The organism is Arthrobacter sp. SE2 (assembly GCF_058244265.1).
Map to the genome: position 1 here is coordinate 90,435 of NZ_JBZAYA010000011.1, position 23,714 is coordinate 114,148.

General features: G+C 64.4%; 16 protein-coding genes. 6 read left to right on the plus strand and 10 right to left on the minus strand.

Annotation, left to right across the window (positions count from 1 at the left end; genetic code table 11):
• Positions 1 to 113 precede the first annotated feature (113 nt).
• Complete coding sequence (locus AC4CS3_RS15900) at positions 114 to 1,136, plus strand: LacI family DNA-binding transcriptional regulator (protein ID WP_490784281.1); 1,023 nt, start codon at positions 114 to 116, stop codon at positions 1,134 to 1,136.
• 3 nt (positions 1,137 to 1,139) lie between these two features.
• Here AC4CS3_RS15900 and AC4CS3_RS15905 read toward each other — a convergent pair whose 3' ends face one another.
• A complete protein-coding gene (locus AC4CS3_RS15905) occupies positions 1,140 to 2,426 on the minus strand; it encodes a glycoside hydrolase 5 family protein (protein WP_490784282.1) in 1,287 nt (428 codons plus the stop codon).
• Positions 2,427 to 2,589: 163 nt separating this feature from the next.
• Between AC4CS3_RS15905 and AC4CS3_RS15910 the strand changes: the two genes are divergently transcribed.
• The 4 genes from AC4CS3_RS15910 to AC4CS3_RS15925 all read left to right on the plus strand — a co-directional run bounded on the left by AC4CS3_RS15910 (position 2,590) and on the right by AC4CS3_RS15925 (position 8,828).
• Complete coding sequence (locus tag AC4CS3_RS15910; RefSeq protein WP_490784283.1) at positions 2,590 to 3,879, plus strand: ABC transporter substrate-binding protein; 1,290 nt, start codon at positions 2,590 to 2,592, stop codon at positions 3,877 to 3,879.
• Positions 3,880 to 3,912: 33 nt separating this feature from the next.
• Positions 3,913 to 4,866, plus strand: coding sequence for a carbohydrate ABC transporter permease (locus AC4CS3_RS15915; protein WP_490784284.1), 954 nt, complete (start codon positions 3,913 to 3,915; stop codon positions 4,864 to 4,866).
• A complete protein-coding gene (locus AC4CS3_RS15920; RefSeq protein ID WP_490784285.1) occupies positions 4,863 to 5,768 on the plus strand; it encodes a carbohydrate ABC transporter permease in 906 nt (301 codons plus the stop codon). Before AC4CS3_RS15915 ends, AC4CS3_RS15920 begins: the two co-directional genes overlap by 4 nt.
• Before the next feature lie 69 nt (positions 5,769 to 5,837).
• Positions 5,838 to 8,828 (plus strand): alpha-mannosidase, encoded by a 2,991-nt coding sequence (locus AC4CS3_RS15925; RefSeq protein ID WP_490784286.1) that lies wholly within the window; start codon positions 5,838 to 5,840, stop codon positions 8,826 to 8,828.
• 463 nt (positions 8,829 to 9,291) lie between these two features.
• On the opposite strand, the gene AC4CS3_RS15930 is transcribed toward AC4CS3_RS15925, so the two are convergent.
• The 5 genes from AC4CS3_RS15930 to AC4CS3_RS15950 all read right to left on the minus strand — a co-directional run bounded on the left by AC4CS3_RS15930 (position 9,292) and on the right by AC4CS3_RS15950 (position 18,310).
• Complete coding sequence (locus AC4CS3_RS15930) at positions 9,292 to 9,501, minus strand: YegP family protein (RefSeq protein ID WP_490784287.1); 210 nt, start codon at positions 9,499 to 9,501, stop codon at positions 9,292 to 9,294.
• Between the two features lie 63 nt (positions 9,502 to 9,564).
• Positions 9,565 to 10,386, minus strand: a complete 822-nt coding sequence (locus tag AC4CS3_RS15935; protein ID WP_490784288.1) for a class C sortase — start codon at positions 10,384 to 10,386, stop codon at positions 9,565 to 9,567.
• A 239-nt stretch (positions 10,387 to 10,625) separates the two neighbouring features.
• Positions 10,626 to 12,098 (minus strand): SpaH/EbpB family LPXTG-anchored major pilin, encoded by a 1,473-nt coding sequence (locus AC4CS3_RS15940; RefSeq protein WP_490784289.1) that lies wholly within the window; start codon positions 12,096 to 12,098, stop codon positions 10,626 to 10,628.
• A gap of 45 nt (positions 12,099 to 12,143) precedes the next feature.
• A complete protein-coding gene (locus tag AC4CS3_RS15945; protein WP_490784290.1) occupies positions 12,144 to 15,536 on the minus strand; it encodes a DUF7927 domain-containing protein in 3,393 nt (1,130 codons plus the stop codon).
• Between the two features lie 230 nt (positions 15,537 to 15,766).
• Positions 15,767 to 18,310 (minus strand): SpaH/EbpB family LPXTG-anchored major pilin, encoded by a 2,544-nt coding sequence (locus tag AC4CS3_RS15950; protein ID WP_490784291.1) that lies wholly within the window; start codon positions 18,308 to 18,310, stop codon positions 15,767 to 15,769.
• Between the two features lie 190 nt (positions 18,311 to 18,500).
• On the opposite strand from AC4CS3_RS15950, the gene AC4CS3_RS15955 reads away from it, so the two are divergent.
• A complete protein-coding gene (locus tag AC4CS3_RS15955) occupies positions 18,501 to 18,893 on the plus strand; it encodes a hypothetical protein (protein ID WP_490784292.1) in 393 nt (130 codons plus the stop codon).
• A gap of 244 nt (positions 18,894 to 19,137) precedes the next feature.
• Here AC4CS3_RS15955 and AC4CS3_RS15960 read toward each other — a convergent pair whose 3' ends face one another.
• The 4 genes from AC4CS3_RS15960 to AC4CS3_RS15975 form a co-directional block, all read right to left on the minus strand.
• The gene (locus tag AC4CS3_RS15960; RefSeq protein WP_490784293.1) at positions 19,138 to 19,494 is read right to left on the minus strand and encodes a GNAT family N-acetyltransferase; all 357 of its coding nucleotides are present in this window, start codon (positions 19,492 to 19,494) and stop codon (positions 19,138 to 19,140) included.
• Positions 19,491 to 20,837, minus strand: coding sequence for an acyltransferase family protein (locus tag AC4CS3_RS15965; protein WP_490784294.1), 1,347 nt, complete (start codon positions 20,835 to 20,837; stop codon positions 19,491 to 19,493). The genes AC4CS3_RS15960 and AC4CS3_RS15965 overlap by 4 nt, the downstream gene beginning before the upstream one ends.
• Before the next feature lie 143 nt (positions 20,838 to 20,980).
• Positions 20,981 to 22,192: an amidohydrolase gene (locus tag AC4CS3_RS15970; protein ID WP_490784295.1), complete on the minus strand. Its 1,212-nt coding sequence runs from the start codon at positions 22,190 to 22,192 to the stop codon at positions 20,981 to 20,983.
• Complete coding sequence (locus tag AC4CS3_RS15975; protein ID WP_490784296.1) at positions 22,189 to 23,619, minus strand: MFS transporter; 1,431 nt, start codon at positions 23,617 to 23,619, stop codon at positions 22,189 to 22,191. The genes AC4CS3_RS15970 and AC4CS3_RS15975 overlap by 4 nt, the downstream gene beginning before the upstream one ends.
• Between the last annotated feature and the right edge of the window lie 95 nt (positions 23,620 to 23,714).

The following is a 23,714-nucleotide window of genomic DNA, read 5'->3' on the forward strand; positions in this document are numbered from 1 at the left end:
CGTGAAGATACCCGGGTGGGTGCAACTATAGCGATTTAGTAAAACGGTAGCAGATGCAGACTGCTGTGCACAGAATTAGTTTTGAGATCACTCTGTATCGCTACAGTTGAAGCATGAACAAAACGAAGCGCGTGACCATCACGGACATCGCCCGGCTGGCCGGAGTGTCGCCGGGGGCGGTGTCGTTCGCGCTGAACGGGCGACCGGGCGTCAGTGAGCAGACACGAAAGCGCATCCTCACCATCGCCGAGGAGCACCAGTGGCTTCCGAGCTCGGCGGCGCGGGCGCTCGGCGGCGCGGGCGCCGGGGTCATCGGGTTCGCCGTCAACCGCTCGGCAGGTACCCTCGGTGCGGAGGCGTTCTTCACCGACCTCATCGCCGGCGTCCAGTCAGCCCTCGCGGAAAACCGCATCGCAATGCAGATGGTGCTCGTCTCCTCGATGGAGGAGGAAGTGGCGACATACCGCCGCTGGCACAGCGCCAACCAGGTCGATGGAGTCATCGTCATCGATCCTCGTGACGATGACCCGCGTTTCCCGGTGCTGCGCGATCTCACTCTCCCCGCGGTGGTGCTCGGCAGCCATGCGTCCGAGGAGGGGCACCCGGCGACGATCTGGCTCGACGACAGCCAGGTGGCGCACTCCCTTTTCGACTATCTCGGCGCCCTTGGTCATCGATCGATCGCTTATGTCGCCGGTCCTGCGGAGTTCCAACACACGCGCCTGCGCACCGAGGTGCTCGCCCGTCTCGGTGAACGCGGGGTGAGCGGAGAGGTGATCGCCACCGACTTCTCGCCAGCCGCGGCATCCACGGCCATGCGCCGCCTCTTGAGTCGACTGGAGCGGCCAACGGCCGTTGTCTTCGACAACGACGTGATGGCGATCGCCGGCCTTCGCGTCGCGCAGGAGATGGGGGTGTCCGTGCCGAAGGATCTCTCCGTCGCCTCCTTCGATGACTCGGTCGTCGCGGGCCTCGTGCACCCGTCGATCACCTGCATCACCCGCGATACGTTCGGGCTCGGGGCGATGGCAGCGGCGTTCCTGCTTGAGCAGATCGATGCCCCCGACGTACTTGCGGACCGCATCGGCGCCATGCCGCAGCTCACTGTCCGCGAGAGTACCGCCGTCCCGCGTTAGGTCTCAGACGACGGTGTTCCGGGAGGCGTAAGCGGTCCGGCTGACTGCGGGGCGGATGAGCTCGGTGATGCCGCGCGCGGCGAGAACCTCGGGCTTCGCGGCGTCGATCGACGTGACGATGGCCGGGTCAGCGCCTGTTGTGCAGGCGTCCACCCAGGCCTGGAAGATCGCGCCGCCCGGACTCATCGCGCCGCGGCTGATCGGCGTCGCGTTCTCGTCGACCTCGACGACGATGCCGAGGGTGCGCGCCGGGGTGGGCTGCCGCTCGCGAAGCTCCGGAATGAGCTCGGCGAAGCGGCGTCCGATCGGCTTCGCCACGCCGTTTTGGTCGACGAGACCGAGCGTGTACTCCAACTCGGGGAAGTCCGCGAGGCTTCGGCTTACGTCGTGCGAGCACCACCAGGTGACGCCCCAGAGGTTCTCGGTACGTGCGACGGAGCGCAGCGTCGCTTCCAGGAAGCCCGGGGCCTGCGCAGGAGTCAGGCAGTTCGAGGGGGCGCCGACCTCTTGCAGCCAGATCGCACGAGTGGGGTCGGTGGCGAACCCGCGGGCGAGTTCGATCATGTACTCGGCGTGGCGGTCGGATGCCACGGAACGGCCGCCATACTGCTGCGCCGTGCCGTTGAAGATCCACGAGTGCACTGTAGTCATATCCCCGAGGCGGGAGGCGAGGGCGGGCGTGAAGCCATGTCCGTCCATGTACCACGCGGCATCGTACTCGCTGTGCACATGCTGCTGCGCAGGGGCGGAACTGTGCGCGGCATCCAGGAGCGTCGCGATCCAGTTCGCGGCCTCGGCCTCGGTGACCGGCCAAGGGGACGGGTGGCTCGGTGCGGAGAACTGATTGGTTTCATTGCCGAGGGTAAACCCGAGAAAATTGTCGGCGTCGCCGAGTCGCTCGCCGAGACGGGTGACCAACTCGACCTGTCCGCTCAGGGCATCGGGGTGCGTGAACATGTTCTTGTCGTGCCAGGTAAACAGCCAGGACGGGATGAAGTCGAAGCTCGACAGGTGCCCCTGGATGACGTCGACGCTGACATCCAGTCCGAATTCCACTGCAACGTCAACCACGGCGCGGACGTCGTCCACGGCCTTCTCGCGGATCAGCGTGCGGTTGGGCTGGAGCAGCGTCCACAACGGGAAGATCCGCACATGGTCGAGGCCGATCGCTGCCAGCGAGGCGAAATCCCGGCGCACCTCGCCGAGATCCAGCGAGATCCACGCGTGCATCCACTCTGATGACGGCGTGTAGTTGGCGCCGAAGCGCAGCGGGGCGACGGGGCGGCTCATCGCGGTCCTTTCCGGGGAATCAATGTCCGGCCGGTGTTGTCCGGCACTGGACTATTCAACGCTCTGTGTGGCAAGCTGTGGCCACTATATCGCTTTAGTAGCAGGTTGTGACTGTGACCCATCCCAAGACGTAGCAGCCTGGACCTTTCGAAGGAGAACGTCCATGAAGATCCGCACCACTGTCGCCGCATGCATCGCGGTGGCCACAGCACTCGCCCTCACCGCCTGCACCGGCGGTGCCTCCTCGCCCAGCGCTTCCGGTGGCGATGGAAAGATCAGCGGGAACATCTCGTTCCAGACCTGGTCGCTGAAGAACGACAAATTCACCCCCTACTTCGAGGGCGTAGTCAAGGCGTTCGAGAAGGAGCACCCGGGCGTCACGGTCAAATGGATCGACCAGCCCGCCGATGGCTACGAGGACAAGATCCTGCAGCAGGCCGGGTCCGGTGAACTCCCGGACGTCGTCAACCTTCCGCCGGAGTACGCATACTCGCTCGCTTCGGCCGGGCAACTCGTCGACTTGAAAAAAGGGTCGAAGATCCTTGGCGACTACGTCGACGGCGGCGTCGGCGCCTACAAGTTCGACGGCCTCGACGGTTCGTTCGGCTTCCCTTGGTACCTGGGCACCGAACTGAACTACTGGAACAAGGAGCTTCTCGCCAAGGGCGGAGTGACCGAGCCCCCGAAGACGCACGCCGCGACCTTGGACGCCGCGGCCAAGCTCGCAACGGGCGGCGTGCAGACGATCTCGGATGTGCCCGGCCCCAAGTCGCTGCAAATCATGGTGTCCGACCGGGGCGGGAAGCTCGATATCTACAAGGACGGCAAGTTCGTCTTCAACACCCCCGAAGCCGCGGCGATCATCCAGCGCTACGCCGAACTCTACAAGCTGGGGGCGATCACGCCCGAGGCCCTGCAGAACGCCGGAACCGCGAATGCCAACGTCAACAACTTCAACAAGGGCACCGTGGCCTGGACAACCTCAGGTCCGAACTACATCGACAAGGATGTCTCCGTGAACGCCCCGTCGATCCTGCCGAGCGTCGAGGCGACCAATGGCTTCGGCAACCCGCCGCTGTTCGTGCAGGGCATCAGCGTCTCGGCGAAGTCGAAGAACTCCGCCACGGCGCTTGCCTTCGCAGAGTTCCTCACAAACACCAAGAACCAGATCGCGTTCGTCAAGCTCGCCCCAGGATTCTTCCCCGGAACAAGGGACGCCAACGAAGACCCCTCCGCGTTCACCGAGACGGCGAAGAACAAGATGCAGGGCGTCGCCACTGACCTGGCCGCTTCGCAAATGAACAAGGCCCGGATGATGGGAGCCCCGAAGTTCACCGAGGCGATGGAGACCTACGCCAAACAGCAGATCGCCCTCGCGGTCAAGGGGGAAATCTCTGCCCAGGAGTCGCTGGACAAGGCCGTCGCGTACGCGAAGCAGAACGTGGCCAGCTAAGCCGGCGACGACGAGATGAAGGGGGCGTTCGCCGTGAGACTACAGCGCTGGTACACACCGTACCTGCTGGTGCTGCCCGGTGTGATTTGGATGGTCGTGTTCGCAATCTGGCCATTCCTGAACACGATCGCACTCGCGTTCACGGATGCCCGCCCCCTTCGTCCAGCGGAGTTCGTCGGCTTCGCGAACTTCGACAAGATGCTTGAGGACGACCGCTTCGGTTACGCACTGACAACCTCGCTGATTTATGTCGTCGTGTGCGTGCCGCTGCTGACGTTTCTCCCGCTGCTGCTCGCACTGCTCGTGCACAACAAGGTGCCGGCGATCGGGTTCTTCCGTACCACCTTCTACTTCCCGGTGATAGCTTCCGCCGTGGTCGTGGCGATCGTCTGGGAGTTCCTCTTCTCCGGCAGCGGCACGATCAACTCCGCACTGAACTTCTTCGGCCTTATCGACCGCCCGGTCGAATTCCTCTCCGACCGCTGGTTACTGATCGGATGTGCCATCGGCTTGACGGTGTGGAAGGGGCTCGGCTACTACATGGTCGTCTATTTGGCGGCCCTCGGGAACGTGGGCCGCGAGCTGCACGAAGCGGCGGCGATGGACGGCGCCGGGCGCTGGCGCCGATTCTGGTCGGTGACCGTCCCCGGAGTACGCGGACCCATGATGATCGTATCGGTGCTGGTGTGCGTGGGGGCGACGCGCGTCTTCACCGAGCTCTACGTGCTCTCCAACGGTTCGGGGGGACCCGGCGGGCGGGCGATGAGCATGGTGATGCTCGTCCAGTCGATGGGCAAGGGATTGAACGGCCAGATCGGCTACGCCTCCGCGATTTCGCTCGTGCTGTTCCTGCTGACCCTCGTTCCGTTGCTGATCGTCGGGATCGTGAACAACAGTGACACCATCCGCGAAGCGTTGGCGAGCAGGCGCGGGGCCAAAGCCGCGAAGGCCAAACGCGAAGCGACAGTACAGGAGGCCCGGCGATGACTGCGACCCAGACGAGTAGAACGGTGAAGCCACCGCGGGAGAATCCCTACCGTACCCGCGGTTCCGCGGATATCATGAAACCCTCGCTCGGTGGCCTGATCGGCAAGTACGCGCTGCTTCTCGGGGTGCTGGCGCTCATGGTGTTCCCCTTCCTCTGGCAGATGTCGACCTCGCTCAAAGGGGCGTCGGAGAACATCTACGACTTCCCGCCCGCGCTGATCCCGGCGGCGCCGACCCTCGACAATTACGCCGAGGTGTTCCGCACGATTCCGGTGGTCGACTACGCCTGGCACTCCCTGCTCGTCGGCGTCGGCACGGTGATTACCAACGTCCTGTTCGCGACGCTCGGCGGCTACGCGCTGGGCACGATGAAGTTCCGCTTCAAGTGGGTCGTCTTGGCGATCTTCTTCTCCACGCTGCTGATCCCGGCCGAAGTCACCCTGACCAGCCAGTACCTCACGGTGAAGTCATTGGGGCTCGCGAACACGCTCTGGGGTGTGTTCCTCCCCGGGGCGATCGGGGCGATCAACGTGCTGCTGATGACGGCCGCCTGCCGCATGATCCCGTCGGACACGCTGGATGCGGCAACCATCGACGGCGCGAACACGATGCAGCGCCTGCGCCACATCGTCTGGCCGAACGTGCGGGGCATGGTCTCCGTCGTCGCGCTCTTCGCGTTCATCGGCGCGTGGGACGACTTCCTTTGGCCCCTTGTTGTGCTTTCAGATCCTGCGAGCTACACGCTGACCGTCGGAATGCAATATCTCAGCTCCAATTTCGCGGCGAACCCACGCGTGATCGCAGCGGGAACGATGATCGCGCTCGTACCGATCATCGTGCTGTTCGCAGTCTTGCAGAAGTGGTTCTTCAAGGGCGTCGAAGAGGGAAGCGTCAAGGGATGACCGACCCGATGATCTAGCTTTCTGGAGCGTTTTAGTAAAACCATCGGCGTCGAGCCCGGAGAACAGCCCATGCATGATGACACCCCGCTCACTATCGGTCGCGTCAAGCGCGTCCTCGAGGAGCGCATCCGACCGGCGATCCACTCGGCATCCGTGCCTCTGGCCGTCGAGATCCACGAGCTCGCCGGGGAGCCGATCAGCCCCGCTGACGGGCTCGCGCTCGACTACGCGCCGTGGTGCGTCGGAGCGCCATGGGGTCCCGCCTGGGGCACCACCTGGTTCCGCCTCACCGGGCGCGTGCCGGCCGAGTGGGCAGGGCGCCCTGTCGAAGCCGTCGTCGACCTCGGGTTCGATATCAACATGCCAGGCTTCCAGTGCGAGGCGCTCGTCTATCGTGCCGCGGGCACTCCGGTGAAGAGCGTCAACCCCCGCAACCAGTGGATCCCGGTCACCAAGGCGGCCGACGGCGACGAGGCCGTCGAACTTTACCTCGAAGCGGCATCCAACCCCGTGCTGCTCGACTACCATCCCTTCCTCCCGACGCAGGAGGGCGACATCCTCACCTCGTCTGCGGAGCCGCTCTACCGCACGCGCCGGATGGATCTGGTTGTCTTCGAGCAGGAGGTCTTCGAGCTCTCGCTCGACATCGACGTGCTGTTCGAGCTGCAGGCCGAGCTTCCGCCCACCTCGCCGCGGCGCATGCGCATCCTACAGGCCATGGATGACGCCCTCGACGTGCTCGACCTTCAGCGCATCACCGCAACCGCTGCGGACGCCCGCGCGAAGCTCGCCGACGTGCTCGCGGCTCCCGCCGAGGCCAGCGCCCATCGCATCTCGGCCATCGGACACGCACATATCGACTCCGCCTGGCTGTGGCCGGTCCGCGAGACGATCCGCAAGGTCGCCCGTACCTCGTCGTCGATGACGGCGCTACTGGAAGAGCAGCCGGAGTTCCAGTTCGGCATGTCCAGCGCGCAGCAGTACGCGTGGCTCAAGGAGCACCGCCCCGAGGTGTTCGAACGGGTGAAGGCCGCTGTGGCCGACGGACGCTTCCTCCCGCTTGGCGGCATGTGGGTCGAGTCCGACACGGTGATGCCGACGGGTGAGTCGCTGGTGCGGCAGTTCTCGCACGGTCAGCGGTTCTTCGAGCGGGAGTTCGGCCTCCGCTCGAAGGGGGTCTGGTTGCCCGACAGCTTCGGCTACTCGTCGGCACTGCCGCAGCTTATTCGCCGCGCCGGCTTCGAGTGGTTCTTCACTCAGAAGATCTCCTGGAACCAGCAGAACGTCTTCCCGCACCACACGTTCCTGTGGGAGGGCATCGACGGCTCGCGGATCTTCACGCACTTCCCGTCTATGGACACCTACAACTCGCAGCTGAGCGGGATGGAGGTCGCCAAGGCGTCGCGCCAGTTCAAAGAGAACCGGGTCAGCTCCCGGTCGATCGCGCCCGTGGGCTGGGGTGACGGCGGCGGCGGCACGACGCGCGAGATGACGGGCCGCGCCCGACGCCTTCAGAACCTTGAGGGAAGCGCCCAAGTCGTCTGGGAACATCCCGACGTCTTCTTCGACGCAGCCAAGGCAGAGCTCCCGCACCCGGCTGTCTGGGTCGGCGAGTTGTACCTCGAACTGCACCGCGGCACTCTCACCAGCCAGCACGGGACCAAGTCGCGCCACCGCCGGGCCGAGTACGCACTCATCGAGGCCGAGTTGTGGGCGGCGACGGCTGACGTCCGCACGGGGATCGAGTACCCGCAGGCTGAATTCGAGCAGCTTTGGCAGCAGGTGCTGCTGCACGAGTTCCACGACATCCTTCCCGGTACCTCCATCGCCTGGGTGCACCGCGAGGCGGTCGCCGTCCTCGACGACGTGATCGCCGGTGCTCGGGCAATCTCGGATGCCGCGCGCCAATCGCTCGCCGGCGACGGAGACCGTGAGCTCGTGTTCTCGCCGACGTCGGTTGCCGGTCCGTTGCCGCTCGGCGCCACCTCGGTCGCGGCCTCCGATGACCAGATCACGCTCGACGACTCGAGCGACGACATCGTGCTTGAGAACGCGCTCGTGCGTGTGCGCATCTCCAAAGAGGGCCTCGTGGTCTCCGCGGTAGATCTGCGGACCGGACGCGACGCCGTCGCCGATGGCCGCGCTGCGAACCTGCTGCAGCTGCACCAGGACTTCCCGAACATGTGGGACGCCTGGGACATTGACCGCTACTACCGGAACAGCGTCACCGAACTGCGCGATGTCACATGCATCTGCTCCCGGCTCACCGAGGCGGGCGCCGAAGTGGTCATCGACCGCACGTTCTCCAAGTCGGCCATCACCCAGACGATCACGCTGGCACCCGGCTCGCGGACGCTGCAGATAGTCAACGACATCGACTGGAACGAGACCGAGAAGCTGCTCAAGCTCGCGTTCCCACTCGACGTGCAGGCGGCACACTCCGAGGCCGAGACCCAGTTCGGCTATCAGTCGCGCGTCACGCACACGAACACGAGTTGGGAGGCAGCGAAGTTCGAGACGTCGATGCACCGCTTCGTGCTGGTGCGCGAGGACGACTTCGGCGTCGCCCTCGTGAACGACTCGATCTACGGCTACGACACCTCCCGCGAGGTGGCGGACGATTCCGTGACGACAACCGTGCGGCTCTCGCTGCTTCGGGCACCGCGCTTCCCTGACCCCGACGCCGACCACGGACGGCACGTCATCACGATCGGCATGGTGATCGGCGCTGGTCCTGCCGAGGCCACCCAAGCGGGCATCGAGCTGAACGCCCCAAGGACCGTAGTCCGAGGCGGTCACGACGTCGCGCCGCTGGTCTCGGTCCAGGGCGAAGGGATCGTCGTTTCCGGCGTGAAGCTCGCCGACGATAGCTCGGGCGACCTTATCGTGCGCGTCTACGAGTCGCTTGGTCGTCGCACGAACGGCGAGCTGTCGGTGGACTTCCCGCACCGCGAGGTGCGTGAGGTGAGCCTTATCGAGGACGCCCTGGACGATCCGCGCCTCGGTGGCGAGCTGCGACTGCGGCCGTTCGAGGTGCGCACCTTGCGCATCGTGCGCTGAGTGGCGTGCGGCTGGGGGTCTCAGATCCAGCCGCACGCCGTGTAGGGATCCTTCGATCCCTACACGTGCCCCCTGGCCGTGGGTCGCATGGGGGCGCACGACCGCATGGGGCACGGCCTGACATGCCGGTCCATCGAGAATGGACGCCTCCGTAGCGGCCCCCAACAGGTCCGCAAGGAGTCTCACTCCCTCTTATGCCAGGCACTAACTATGTGTCGCTGGGGTGCGAATCGTGTCGCGAACGTCGCAAGATATTTCCGGAAGGCCGTCGAAGCCGACCTTTGCCTTGCTCTCTCCTGACGCGCCGGCACCGGATTGCCAACGCGACGAGCGGAGCGATCAGCAACACAAAGACGACCCCGGCTAGGGCGACGACACCTGCCGCCGTTATTAGCAATGCCATGACAATCATTTGGATATCCGCTGAATCAGAGATGGACTGGCTCAATGCCGGGGCCGTGACCTATTCCGCGGAGTGGTTCTCCGGCATCGAACCGGTGAGATCAACGATGCGCCCGTGGGCCGCGGCCTCGCGCACGGACCAGATCGCTGCGATTGCCGCATCCTCGTCCTCAAAAGCTTTGGAGGTCAGAAGCACGTCCCCATTTCCCGTGGCGAGTTGGAACCGCAGACGGGCGTCCGCGCCAACGTAGAGATTGAATTGTGAGGCCATTGTGGTACTTCCTTGTCTCGAGGTAGATGTGCCCCGGGCCCTTGAGTGCCCGAAGCCTTTGGATTATCGGCTTCGTCGGCGGTTCCAGGCACGGGAAGCCAGGTAGAAGGCCAGCAAGCCGCCGATGAAGTAGACCACCCAGAAGGGGAATCCGATGTTGGTTTGGCGTCCTGCCAGGGTTTTCTGTTCCGGGGCGCCTTTGGGGATGTCTGCGATCCGGGAGGCGTGGACCAGGAGTCGGTGCGAGTTCACTCCGATGGGGGTGCATGTGATCAGGGTGATCTGATCCTCGCCTCCGGTGATTTTCAGGGAGGAGATGTCGTCCGGTTTGACCACTTCGATCTTGTTGACCTTGTAGAGGAACGTGTGGTCCATGACTTCGGTGGAGAAGACGTCGCCGGTTTTCGCGTGGTGGAGTGGGTTGAAGAGTTCGGCGTTGGGGATCCCCGAGTGTGACGTCAGGACGCTGTGCGTGCCGGGGCCGCCTACGGGAAGGGAGGAGCCGTAGAGGTGTCCCACGCCTTTGGCCAGGACGTCGTCGCTGGTTCCGTGGAAGATCGGGAGATCGATGTTCAGGGAGGGGTAGCGGAGTCTTCCGATCACCTCGTCGTTGGCTACGTTTAACTGGCTTTGATAATCCCGCAACTGCCCTTCCAACGCCGGCATCGGGGCTTGGGCCGAGTACGGGTCCCGCAGTTGTCCGGTGGGGATCCTGGAGTTGTATTCGCGTCCCCGGTCCAACACTTTCGTCCGGGCCGAGGGTTCGAGTTGTTCGACTTCCTGCGCGTAGCCGGAAAGTTGGCTGTTGTGGGATATCGAGCTGAACCAGTCCGCTGCCTGGGGGTAAAGGACCAGGCCCAGGCCGATGGCGGCGATGACCATCATCGTGACAAGTCTGCGGTCAGCAAGACCTGATCGGATGCGCTTGCTTCCCGCCGCCGGTCTCCGGGCCCTATCGCGCCGAGGAGGGCCTTCCGGGCCGGGTTCGGAACCCTCCATGAATTCCTTGAGGGTTTGGGTCATTGGGGCCTCTAGCTTTGATGGACGGGAGCGGTATGGGGCATCCACCGTAGTGGTGGATGCCCCATACCCTGCATCAAGGGATGCGGGTCACCGAGGGGTGTTTACTTTGCCTCGTTGCGCTTTCGTCGGCCGGTGACCGTGAACAGACCGGCGCCTGCCAGCACGAGGATCCCTCCGGCGGTCAGGGCCCAGGTTCCCACACCACCGGTGAGGGGCAGCTGGAACCCGGCGTTATGCGGGACGTTGTTGATCGTCACTGTGACCACTGACGGATCAGCGCTGGTGACCGTGGTCTCGACCGGCTGGGCGAGCAGCGCGTACCCGGTCGGGGCCTTAGTCTCCACGAGCCAGTAGCTCTGGTAGCCGGGCTGGCCCGGGCTCACTGTTGCCCCGTTGGCCCAGTTGGAGTAGCGCAGGCCCGAGATCACCAGGTTGCCGCTGGCATCAGTGGTCCAGGAGCTGGCACCGGCGATGCTGATCGCGTTGGTGCCGGCCAGGGCATCAGCCCGGCTCGGGTAGACCGAGAACACGGCGCCCGCGAGGGCGGCGGAGCTCTGGGAGTCCTGCTTGTGAAGGACGATGTTGCCCCACTTGGTCACCGCCACGGGGGGTGTGACGACCGGGCCGTTGGGCTGGCCCGGGGTGATGTTGAAGCTGGCCGCGTTCGGGTAGACGAGGGCCGTGTTCGTGATCTCGCCGACCGTGTTCACGGTGGTGTTCACCGTGACCAGGACCTTCGCGGTGGGGTTCGCGGCCAGCACGGCCCGGCCGCTGGCGGTGAAGCCGACCGTGAGGGTGTTCGTGGCCGTGTCGAACACGACGGTGTAATCCGTGTTCAGCGCCAACGCGGCGTTGTTCGAGAGCGCCACCGTCGAGTTGGTGTAGCTCAGCTTCGAATCGAGCTTGTCAACGATCCGGTACCCATCGATCGGGTTCACGTTGGGAATGTCGGAGGTGATGGTCCACTGCACGTTGTCGCCGAGCTTGAGCACGGAGGCATCGTTGACGGTCTTCGTCGCGGTGGTCACGGCGTTCTTGGGGTAGACGTTCACGTCATACATCCAGCTGTTCTGGTTGCCCGGGTCCGTCATGGGAAGGGTCACCAGGAACGGGGCCGAAGGAGTCACACCGGCCGGGTAGCCGGTTTCCGTCACCAGGTAGAGGCCTAGGGGAAGGTTCCCCAGGGTGGCTGTTCCGGCCGCGTCAGTCGTGGTGGTCGTGCCGGGGCTGGCTGCCTGCGCTGCGGCCTGGGCCGGCGTCAGGGCGGCCGCGGCGGTCCAGCCCGCGTTGGTCGTCAGGTCAATGTTGTTGACCTTCTGCACCGTGAACGTCACCCCCGCCATCGGGGTCAGTGCCGCGGTCTGGGCCGGGGTCAGTGCCGTTCCATCGTTGGGCAGGTTAGTCGCCGTCGCCGGCTTCTGGTACTTGTGGATGGTCAGCGAACCCGTCTTGGACGGATCGATATTCGCGGTGTTCGCCGCGTGTGCGCCTCCGGTTCCGAGGGCGAGCATCCCGGCTGAGGCTATTGCGGCTAAAGAGGCTATTATGCCGCGCCTCACCTTCGATGATTTCATCGTGTTCCTTTCATTGTTTCCCCCATTGATGTGCGCGGAGCTGCGCTAAGGAGTCTGGGTTTGTGGGGTCTTGTCCGCTCGCCTGAAGATGATGAGGGCGAGGGAAGTCATGAGGGCGAGGATCCCGAGAACGGTTCCGCCGAACAAGCCGGCAGTACCTGGGCCACCGGCGGATGGAAGCTTGACGGACGCCATATCCAGAACCTTGATGGTCGAACCGTTTGCTGTTACCGACGTTCCTGCGGTGGCCGGGTCCAGGGCGATGCTGCCGTTGGCCCCAAGCGTGAACTTCACCGGGGTGGCCAGGAGCGAGTAGCCGTCCGGGGCTTTGGTTTCGAGCAGCCAGTACGTCCCGGGAAGCAGATTCCTGACCTCGATGAGCCCGGGTGACCCGGACACTGCACCGTTCACTCCGATCACGGTGGGGCCCATTTGCCCGGCAGCATCGTTGTGGACCTCAAAGGTCGAGCCAGTCAGCGGGACGGTGGAACCCTGGACTGTCCCGGGTCCTGCCTTTTGCACGAACAGGTGGCCCGTGGTGGGATTCGTGGTGAAACATGCAGGGTCAAGCGGAGCCGTGTTGCCAGTGACGCATCGTGCCGGAGGGATGACCCCGGTGCCGGTTGCCCCGTTCTTGAGGGTGACGAGCCATGCATTCGTGTTGACCATCACCGAGTAGGTCAACACGGCCGCGCCGTTGCCGGGGAGGGTGAATGAGGGGGTGACCAGCTTGCTGCCGGCACCCGGGTCCGGGACTGCGAGGGGTATACCGCCATTGACGGTCAGCTTCGCCGAACCGGCGGTGAACGTGGCGTTGTCCAGGACCTGGCTCAGGTCATCGGAGAGGATGACACCGGTGATGGGGTTAATGGTGGAGTTGGTGGCGGTCACCGTGTAGGTGATCACCCTGCTCGCGCTAGGGTCGCCCGGGTTGATGTAAGTTCCCGAGGCCGGGGAGGCCGTCTTGTCCAGCGTCCACGCCCCCACGGGGTTGACGGTGCAGGTGGTGCTGCCGGCCGGGCACGATGTCGGCGGAGTGATGGTGGTTGAGGGTGTCAGGTAATTCTCGAGCGACGCATCACCCAGGTTGCCGGCGCTATTGACCTTCACCTGATACGTGACGACGCTCTTCGCGCCGGCAGCCACGGTGCCCGTGACGGCCAGAGTTTTCGGCGCTGCCCCCGAGTTGTTCGCCACCAGCAAGGGAGTCCCGGCCGTGGAGGTTGTGGTGATGGAGTTGGCCACGAAGCTCGAGGCATCCAGAACGTCCCCGAGCCAGTCGGTAAAACTGACAGTGGCCGGGGCGGTGCCGCTCGTGTTGTCGAAAGCCAGCGAGTAACTCAGGACCTGCCCGGGCCCGACCATGGTCCCGGCCCCCGGGTCCACCCTCTTGGAGGCCACCAGGTGGGGCGTGACGGAATCGCAGGCGGTGTTGTCCGACGTCGGGCCCTGCTCCTGGCCCGCTGGCAAGGAGACCGAGTTGAACAGGCCGGTGCCGGGGCCCGCGCACGCCGCTGGTTGGTTGGTGTTCGTGTAGTGGAACGTCACGGCCAGGTTGAACGTGTGCGTGACTCCCGCACCGATGACCGAACCGGCCGGTGCCAGCGCGTATGGGCCGGAGGTCGGGGACGAGCCGCCGGCAGGAGCCCCGGCCCCGGACGTTATCCAGGAAGCACCCGTGACAGCAAGGTTCGGAGCGAACGCCGGCGTGTCGACCAGGGTGCCGTAGGTCCCGGCCGCCGAGCCGGTGTTGGAGACGGTGACGGTGTAGTTGGCGACAAAGCTGCCGCCCGTATCAGGACCGGTGACCGCACCTGCCTGCTTGGCTGCGTTGATGACCGGCTGGGCGGTGTTTGACAAGGTACAGGCGATGTTGGCTCCGGCCACCGGCGTGATGGCCAGCGATCCGGTGAAGGTTGCGCCGTTCGGCAACCCGGTCTGCAGGCCGAACGAGTCCGTGCACGTGATGGTGCCGGCGTAGTTCGCTGGGTTCGCCGTTCCGGCGGCCGCTTCGGTCAGGGTGTACGTTGTTCCGGCGGTGGCCACGTAAGCGCCGGTGGTGCCGCTTCCCGCAGTTACTGACGATCCCGTACCTGTCGTGGTCGAGTTCGCGGGGTTGTTGACCACCGCGCCTGTCGCCCCGCCGGTGCGGATCTGGACGGTGAACTGGTCCGTTGCCGCACCGCGCGGTGCCCCGAGCGCCTTGGTCAGGGTGATCCGCGGCGCCCGGACGGTCAGCGAGGCGTTCGCCGGCGGGTTGAGGTTGGTCACGATGTTTGCCGGGCCGTTGACATACGTCCCCTCCGCCGCGGCGGTCACGTTGAACGTGATGGTGCAGGATGCCTGCCCCACGGCAAGATCACCGCCCGTGGCCGTGAAGGTGTTCGAGCCGGCAGTCGCAGTGCGGACGAACCCTGCGCCGGTCACCTGGGCACATGTTCCACCGATCGCGGGGTTAGGGGAGATCACGACGCCGGCAGGCAGCGTGTCGGTGATACTCCAGTCGTTCTTCGCCTTCAGGTCGCTGGTGTTGGTCACCGTGAGCGCCACCGTGGACGTCTGGCCGGGGGCAATGAGCGCTGGACTGAACGATTTGTCTAACTGCGGGGTGACGTCGAGGATCTGGGGCAGGTCGAACGCCACATCGTTGCCGCTACCGGTTGCTGTCGCGTTATACAGTGACAAGCCGAGCGATGCCGTGGACCCCGTCGGTATCTGATAAGCGGCGGACTGCAGCTTCGTCACCTGAGTCGCCCAATTCGTAGGGTCGGTGCACGGGTTCAGCCCGGAGCTCAGCACAATCGGGTTGCCGTTCACGATGAGGGAGAACGTCTCTTTCGGCTGATTTGCGCCGCCCGCCGCAGGACAGTTCATAGCGGCGAAATAGGCGGAGACTGCGTAGTAATGCCCCGGAATGGCCGGAATTGCGTTCGCACTGGCCGTCTTGAATTCGGTGCCTGCGGCAATTTGGCCGGTCGGGGAGTTGGTGAACGCCGAAAGGGCCTGGTTGCTGGCGGCCTGTGCCGCGGTCTGGCCTTGCGCCAAACCGAGCTGCACGGCAATCTGCTGAAGTTTCTGCCACGCTGACGGCGCATTGTTCGCACATCCGCTGTCGGCTGACCATGACGGTTGCGGCGTAAATGAGTTGAGGATCCACCCATTGCACTGATTCCCGGCAGGCGTGTACTGCGGGTCCGCCGTGTATGTCATGTTGGCGGCGGCCGCACCACCGGTGTAGTTCAGGATGTTGATGGCGGACGACGTCGCGTTCTGGTTGGAGAAGTCCTCGGTGTAGACCGGCGTACCAGCCTGTGGCACTCCCGGGGTTCCCGGCGTCGTCGCAAATGCGGGTGAAGGCAGGGTGCCGCCTAATCCAAGGCCGACAATCGTTGCTGTGAGGAGAATTGCCAGTAGCTTGGCGGGAAGGGACTGCTTCATAGGCTTGTTTTGCTTCACTTTCGGGAGCGGGCACACAGGTGGTCTCTAGCCATCAAGTGCGCGCTTCCGGCGATTCGTGTCGCAGAAAACAGGTTCAATTTATTGAGGGAAGCGGGGGGGAAACGGCCACCCACTGAAACAGTGGGAGCAATTCGGAGATCGTGACGCGAAAATGGGAAGGTATTTCGGAGCGTGACATCGGCGAGGTCACGTCCCAGGCGGCCAACCGCCTATTTTGCTTCGATGGGCTTCCGACGACCGATGACCATGAACAGGCCTGCGCCTGCCAGCACGAGGATCCCGCCTGCGGGTAGGGCCCAGGTTCCTACGCCGGTGAGCGGAAGCTGGAACCCGGCGTCCTGCTGGATGTTGCCGATCGTCACGGTCACAGCGGAGGGGTCGTTGCTTGTGACCGTGGTCTCGACCGGCTCGGCGAGCAGCGCGTACCCGGCCGGGGCCTTCGTCTCGACCAGCCAGTACGACTGGTAACCGGGCTGGCCCGGGCTCACTGTTGCCCCGTCGGCCCGGTTGGAGTAGCGCAGGCCGGAGATCACCAGGTTGCCGGTGGCATCGGTGGTCCAGGAACTGGCGCCTCCGACGCTGATCGCATTGGTGCCGGCCAGGGCATCGGCCCTGCTCGGATACACCGAGAACACGGCACCGGCCAGGGGCGCCGAACTCTGGGAATCCTTCTTGTGCAGCACAATGTCGCCCCACTTGATGGTGCTTACCAGGGGCGTGACCACGGGACCGCCGGGCTTGCCCGGGGTGATGGTGAAGCTGGCCGCGTTCGGGTAGACAAGAGCCGTGTTCGCGATCTCACCGACCGTGTTCACGGTGGTGTTCACCGTTACCACGACCTTGGCCGTGAGGTTCGCAGCCAGGACAGCCCGGCCACTGGCGGTGAAGTCGACCATGAGGGTGTCCGAGGCCGTATCGAGCACGATCGTGTAATGGGTGTTCAACACCAACGCCGCGTTGTCCGAAAGCGCCACCGTCGAGCTGGTGTAGCTCAGCTTCGAATCGAGCTTATCGACAATCCGGTACCCGTCGATCGGGTTGACGTTGGGGATGTCGGAGGTGATGGTCCACTGCACGTTGTCGCCGAGCTTGACCACGGACGCGTCGTTCACAGTCTTCGTGGCTGTAGTCACGGCGTTCTTGGGGTAGACGTTCACGTCATACATCCAGCCGTTCCCACCGGCCGGGTCCGCCATGGGAAGGGTCACTAGGAACGGCGCCGAAGGAGTCACCCCGGCAGGGTAACCGGTCTCCGTCACGAGGTACAGGCCTAGGGGAAGGTTCCCCAGGGTCGCGGTTCCGGCCGCGCCGGTGGTGACCGTCGAACCCGGGGTCGCTGCCTGCGCCGCGGCTTGGGCCGGTGTCAGGGCTGCCGCGGCGGTCCAGCCCGCGTTGGTCGTCACGTCAATGTTGTTGACCTTCTGCACCGTGAACGTCACTCCGGCCATCGGCGTCAGTCCCTGCAACTGGGCGGCAGTCAGAACCGTTCCGTCTTTAGGCAGCTTGGTCGCCGTCGCCGGCTTCTCATACTTATGGATCGTCAACGAACCCATCCGCGGAATGGGGTTCGTGATGCCGGTTCCGGAATCAACTACCCTGGCCGTCTCCAGCGGGGCAGGAACCGCTTCGGGCACGATCGGCGCGGGCGCTGGAGGTTGCGGCACCGCTGTGGCGGGCGGGTCCGACGTCGGCGCCGGACTTGGCAGGGGTGCCGTCGGGCCACGTTCCGGCACGGACGGTGGGGCTGGTGCACTGCTGCTTGGAACATTGGCTTCGGCGGTTGGCGCCGGGCTGGACTGTCCAAGCCACATGAGGATGCCTGCAATCGCGAGGCCTCCCAAGACCAACGCGGCAATTGCCATCTTCCAGAATCCCCCAACTGAGCGCAGTCCGGCAGCGGCCGGTTCGGCCCCTCCCGGAAGGAATGGCTCGGAAAGGAACGGCTCTGAGAGGAATGGCTCCTGGAGAACCCCTCCGGGAAGAAGCGATTCCAGCAGTACGCTTCCGGGGAGGAATCCGGCGGTCACTGCCGGTGTGAAGACCACCCCAACAACCAGAGGGAAAACAAGCGCCCTCATGCCTGCCTGGACATCGTTGAGTTCCACCAGCACAGCCGTGCACTTCGGACACTCCTCCAAGTGGGCCTTGACCTTTTCGTACGACGCACGTTTCAGGCCGCCGCGAGCGTACTTTCCCAGCTGGCTCGAAAATTCAGCGCATGAGTCGTCACTGGCCACATTGATGTGGTTTTGCAAGTAGGCCTGCCGGAGCCCCTCGCGCGCCCGGATCACGAGCGACGAGACGCCGTTGGGGCTCAATCCGATGAAGGGTGCGGCCGCGGCAGGTTTCAGGCCTTCGATGTCCACGTGCCAGAGGGCCGCCTGCCAACGTTCCGGAAGCGACTTGAAGGCCTTCGCCATGGTGCTGGACTCGAAGGCGTCTAGAACGGTGTCCGCGTCGAGGGCAACGGTATCCAAGGCGTCGACGTCGCCCACAATCTGGGTACGCCTCGCCTTCCGATTCCGGTCGTAGGCAATTCGCCTGACGGCAGTCAGAAGATAGGAGCGGAAGAACTGGTCCGGTCCCTTGCGCTCAGTGAGGGCTTGGAAAATCGAAGCAAACGCCTCGGACACGACGTCGTCGGCGTCACTGGCATTGTCCGTCTGGGCCCGGGCAACGAACTGGGCTGCCGCCAAATGCCGCTGGAACAGCACATCGAAGGCGGAAGCATCGCCGTCACGCACCATGGCCATGATTTGAGGGTCGCTATGCCCAACGGCCATTGACGCGTCCCCGCCATTCGAACCGTCCTCTGAAACCTGCCCCATAATCATCCAGTGTGACAGCCGAAGTTACATGTGACTTGAATCTTACGCAGGGAGAGGTTCTCGGCGACTTTCACCCACGGCAACACGATTCGGTCCCGAGCCACACTCAACTGGCGTGACCCGACTCCGCCGCCCACGCCGCCCACCACAAATTGTCCTCGTTTACGGGGCAGACAAGTCGGCTGCGGCCCCAGGCGAAACCATCATCTTCACAGCCTGGATCATCAATGATTCCAAGCTCCAACTCCGCAATGTGCGCCTCATTCCCCGATCCTTCACCAATGAAGGATCGGAGAATCTTGATTACACGTCCAAGCCCCACGACGGGGACTTGCACATCGGAACGTTGTCCGCCGGAGAATCAGCGATGTTGAACTTTTCGTACGTGGTCAGTGCTTCCGATCACTGGCACGGCGGCGAGCTTGTCAGCGCCATGGGGGTCACCTGCATGTCCCGCGGCCGGGCAATCCGCGACGAACACGACGCCATTGTCGCCCTCAAACAATAGATCCCAGGCAAAACTGCGTCACGATCCCGCGTCTGCGCCCACTTATCAGTGACACGACCACTCAATGCAGTCGACGGGAAGTTCAGATGATTCAACGCACGCCGCGAGACCGCGACGGAAAGTCCAGGGTGTTCTATGTGACCCTTGATTGCAGGGACGGGGTTCACGCGGCGTGCACTGTATGCCATTGCCTTTGCCACGCACACGCGCCTGGTGTGCTGCGGCAGCACAGCCCTGCGTCTGGCTACTCGTTGTCCGGTTCCCCCACCGGCGGTTCCGGCGGCCAATCGACGTCGAGATCGTAGCCCTCATGCTTGCGCAGATAGGCGGCGATGAACGGGCAATGCGGAATGATCCGCTTGCCGGAGGCCAGCACATCGTCCAGGGCAAAATGTGCCAGGACCTTGGCCAGCCCGCGGCCTTTGAACTTTTGGCGCGTCTCGGTGTGGAGGAAGTCGATGTGGCCCGGCTTATCCATAAATTGCGAAATCACGGCTACTTCACCGTCAACAAGGAGCTCGTAGCGGTGGAATTTGTCGTTCCTGACCGTTGTCACGTCCGGGCTGAACGACTCTGCGGTTGAATCCGTGAACTCAGTCATGAGTCGAGATTCGCACGTAAACCGGGCTCTGGCAATGGCACGGCAGGGGCATCGGGAACCGCTGCGGAAAGGACTCCGGCCGGCACCCGTCCCAGCAGTAACACTCCCAGCGCGAAGCACGCCGCTCCCCCACCAAGAAGGGTCAGCGTGAGTCCGTTGAAGGCGGCGTCCACCACCGGAATGAAAACCACGACGCCGGCAGTCACCACCGCGACGTGCGTCCTGCCGCGCGCGTGGTTGGCCGCCGTCGGGCGCTCTTCAAGCCTGCCGCACAGCAGCAGGACCGGGAGCAAGAGAAGGAGGACGCCGAGCAGCACCAATGGGCGGGCCCACCACCATTCGGCCGTACCTGCCGCCGGTTTGGGGAAGTCCGTGAGGAGAAGCAGCCCCGCCATGGCTGCGAGCAGCGGCAAATGCCACAGATAGACCGTCATGGACCGCCGGCCCGCAACGGCCACGACCCAACGGATCCAGCGCACCCCAGCCACCCAGTCAAGGGCGGGGCGCAGCAATTGGAGCGTTGCCGCCTGGGACAGACCCAAGAGCAGCATGCAGAAGTTGGGCGGATTCAGGTCCACGATCATATTTCCGGAGTAGACCCCGATCCCGGTCACGAACCCCAGCAGAAGGTTGCTTACCACGATCAACCCCGCGAACCAGCCTCGGCTGCGTCCAGCGAAGATGCCATCGGCGATGAAGAAGCCGAATTGCTGGACCGCACACCACACAAAGAGCATGTTGACGAAAGCGAGCATCGGAAACGCCCCGCGCAGGGAGTCAAGGGTGATCACGGCGGCCACGAGCCCGCCGAGGGTCAACCACGGGGAATGTCCGTGCAGCCGGGCCAGCAAGGGAACGCTGAGTTGAGTTGCGAGGTACGCGGCCAGGAACCACAAGGGCATGCCCGCCCCAGTCGCGATGAGCTGGACCACTTCCGGGTCGACGCCAAGCAGCCTTGCGGCCCACAACCCCACGAACATCGAGGCCAGCAACGCAGTTGCCGGACGGATGAGGCGCAAAAGCCTCAGTTGGGCATAGTCGACGCCGGAGCCGCCGCGCGCACGCAGGCGACGCCATGACTCCAGTCCCGTGATGCCGCCAAGGACGAAGAACAGCGGCATGACTTGGAACACCCACAAGACGGGTTCGAACCAGTGCTGTTCCATGAGCGTGTTTTCCGTCGTGACCGTGCCATCCGGGTGCAGGACCGGGCTGACCATCATGCAATGCGAGAGCACCACCAGAATGAGGCAGAAGAACCGGGCGAGATCGATCACGGGATCACGAGAGCGGCCAAATGCGGCCATGCCCGCCGACGTCTTTTGTTGCCTCGATAATCCCATTGCACTCCTTCGCGAACTGCTGAGACCATTGTCCGCCCGCTCGACGGTGGGAACCAGAGCGTGCGACGGCGTGAATTCGTGGGCGCGGCCCACGAGCTGCGTTCCGGAACGCAGCTGTGGAACCGCACCCACGGTCGCGGCGTTTAGCGACGGACGTTTAGCAGCCGTTCCCGTTGCCGCGGATCCCTGGCCGCCGCGCACGCCGCCAGGGCCAGACCGAAGGCCCCGTCCAGGACCGCCCGGTCCGCGGAGGCGGAGGAGCCGTGGGCTGCAAACTCGGCGGTGTGGTGGGCGGCCCCGCCGACGTCGTAGCCGAGCAGCGGATGGATGCTTGGGACCAGTTGCGAGACGTTGCCCATGTCTGTGGAAGCCACTGGATCTTCGTTTAACGCAACAGCCCTCCCTCGGGCGGACATCGCTTCCCGGTAGGCCTCGGAAAGGTACCGGTCCTGCCTGAGCTCAGCGTAGGCATTGCCCGTGGGCGTGACCTTGAGTGTGCTCCCGCTTGCAAGGGCGCCCGCTTCCAGGCAGCGCCTCACGCGGTCCTGTATGGTTCGCAGGTTCTTGAGGCTCGGTGAACGCATTTCCACGCTCGCCCGGGCCCGCTCCGGTATGACGTTGACGGCGCTCCCGCCTTCCGTCACGATCAACGAAACAACCGAGCCGGGCGGAAGCTGCTGCCGCGCCAACGCAATGGCGGTCTGTGCAATCACGAGCGCGTCGAGGGCATTGACCCCCTCAGATGGAGCGGCCGCGGCATGCGCGGGGCGCCCTTCGTAAAGCACGTCCCACATACCCATGGCCAGGGATGAGCCACCGATGACGTCTTCGGCGCCGGCATGGGCCATCATCGCCAGGGATACATCCTCGAAGAAACCCTCGCCAATGAGATCGACCTTGCCCCCGCTTGTCTCTTCCGCGGGAGTGCCAAGAACTTTGACCGTGATCCCGAGCTCGTCGGCGACAGAAGCGAGCGCGAGTGCCGCCCCCACAGCGCAAGCCGCGTTCACGTTATGTCCGCAGGCATGCCCGATGGTCGGCAATGCGTCGTACTCAACGCACAGCGCGGCCACCAGCTCACCCGTCCCGAACCTCGCGCTGAAGGAAGCAGGGAGCAGCGGCTGCGGACCGTCAAAGCTGAAGCCCGCGCTCCGGAGCAGCCGGCTAACCCGCTTTGCGGCCCGGAACTCCTGCCCGCTGAGCTCGGGATCGGCGTGGATCGCGTGACTCAGTCCAAGGATTTCCGGCTCCCAGCGCTCCAGAGCGGCTGAGACGGAGCGCTCGACGGCGGTCGAAGAGGTCGTAGCGGGCGTTGCGGTTTCCAGGGAAGCGGCTTTCGCGGCAGCAGCTTTCATGCGGCGACCCCTGCGGCTGTCGCCGCTGGGTGGCGCTTCGGGTAACGGGCGGCTGCTGCCGCAGCAATCAGGGCCGCGATCGCCAGGACAATCCAGATGGAAAGGAGCCCGCCCTCGCTGATGTGCCCGGCCTGGACTGATGACGAGGAGATGAGCTTCACGACGGCGGCGCCCACCGCGATGCCAACGGACAGTGCCAGTTCGTTGAGGCCGGCCGCCGTCGAAGTTTCCTCGAGCGGAACGCCCTCCACGGACAATGACCGGGTCCCCGCCTGATACATGCCAAGGCTCAGGTTGAACATGGCGAATCCGGTGCAGTAGCCGGCCAGGGAGCCGTGCGCAGCTGCCATGACCAGGAAGCCGCCCGCCAGCAGGAGACCGGCGAAAACCAGGGTGGCCCGTTCGCCGAACAGGTTGAGAGCCTTCGAGGTCAGAAGTGAAGAGAGCAGGGAGAGCACCGATGCGGAAGCCAGGACAATAGCGATCATGAGCGGACTCAGCGCGAAGCCGTACCCGGTCTTGCCCGGGTTTGAATACAGGAAGATCCCGTTGGTGCCGAAGTAGCTGATGGAGGCAAAACCGAAGAAGAAGGTGGCCAACGAGACCGTCCGGATGCGCGGGATGGCAAGCATCCGCAGGTCCATGAAGCGCTTCCCGTTGACGTTGCGAGAGTCCAGGACCACCCAGTAGGCCAACAGCGCGAGGCCGATGATTCCGGATCCAAGGGTCTTTGCATCAAGCCAACCCCAGTCCGGGGCCATCGAAAGAGCCACCACGAAGCCGATCAGTCCGAGGGAACATGCCAGGAGCGGCATCAAGGCGAGTCCTTCGCGGGTGTGGGTCCCGGCGTCGGGCAGGACGAAGGAACAAAGCAGCCCCACAACCGCGAACGGCACCGCTACCCAGAAACCGAGGGTGGGATCGTCGACGCCGATGATCCCGGCAAGCAGGCCGCCTGCGCCAACCATGATCATGAGCATCCCGATCATCACGCTGACTCCGGTGCGGGTCTGCGCCGGGCTGCTCACCCGCAGGATGCCCATCATCAGCGGGATGAAGCCGACCACGCACGTGAGCATGACGACGCCGATTGTCACCGTCCACAGCGACGGCCAGAACGCCATCATGAGGACGCCGACCGCGACTACCGCCGTCGACCAGCGGAGTACGAGCCTGTAGCCATAGCTGTCGCCGAGCCGCGAGATGATCGGCGTGAGCACGGCAAAGCTCACGTTTGAGATCAAGAAGATGCCGTTGATGGTGGGGTCGTCGATCGAAAAGGCCGGCCCCAAGGCAGGGAGGATGGGGTTCAGGTAACCCTGGGTGACTCCACTGAGAGATTCGATCAGGGCCATCGCCACGATCATTCCGGTGATGGTCCGGCGGGCGACGGCCGCCGTCGCCGGAGGTGCTGTCTTGCTTGCCATGTGCTTCCTTTGAGTGTTGGGGGCGTCGTTGCCTGGGTCTTCGGATGCGAGCGGGTGATGCGAGTCACAACGTTAGATCCGCCGTCTACACTGGC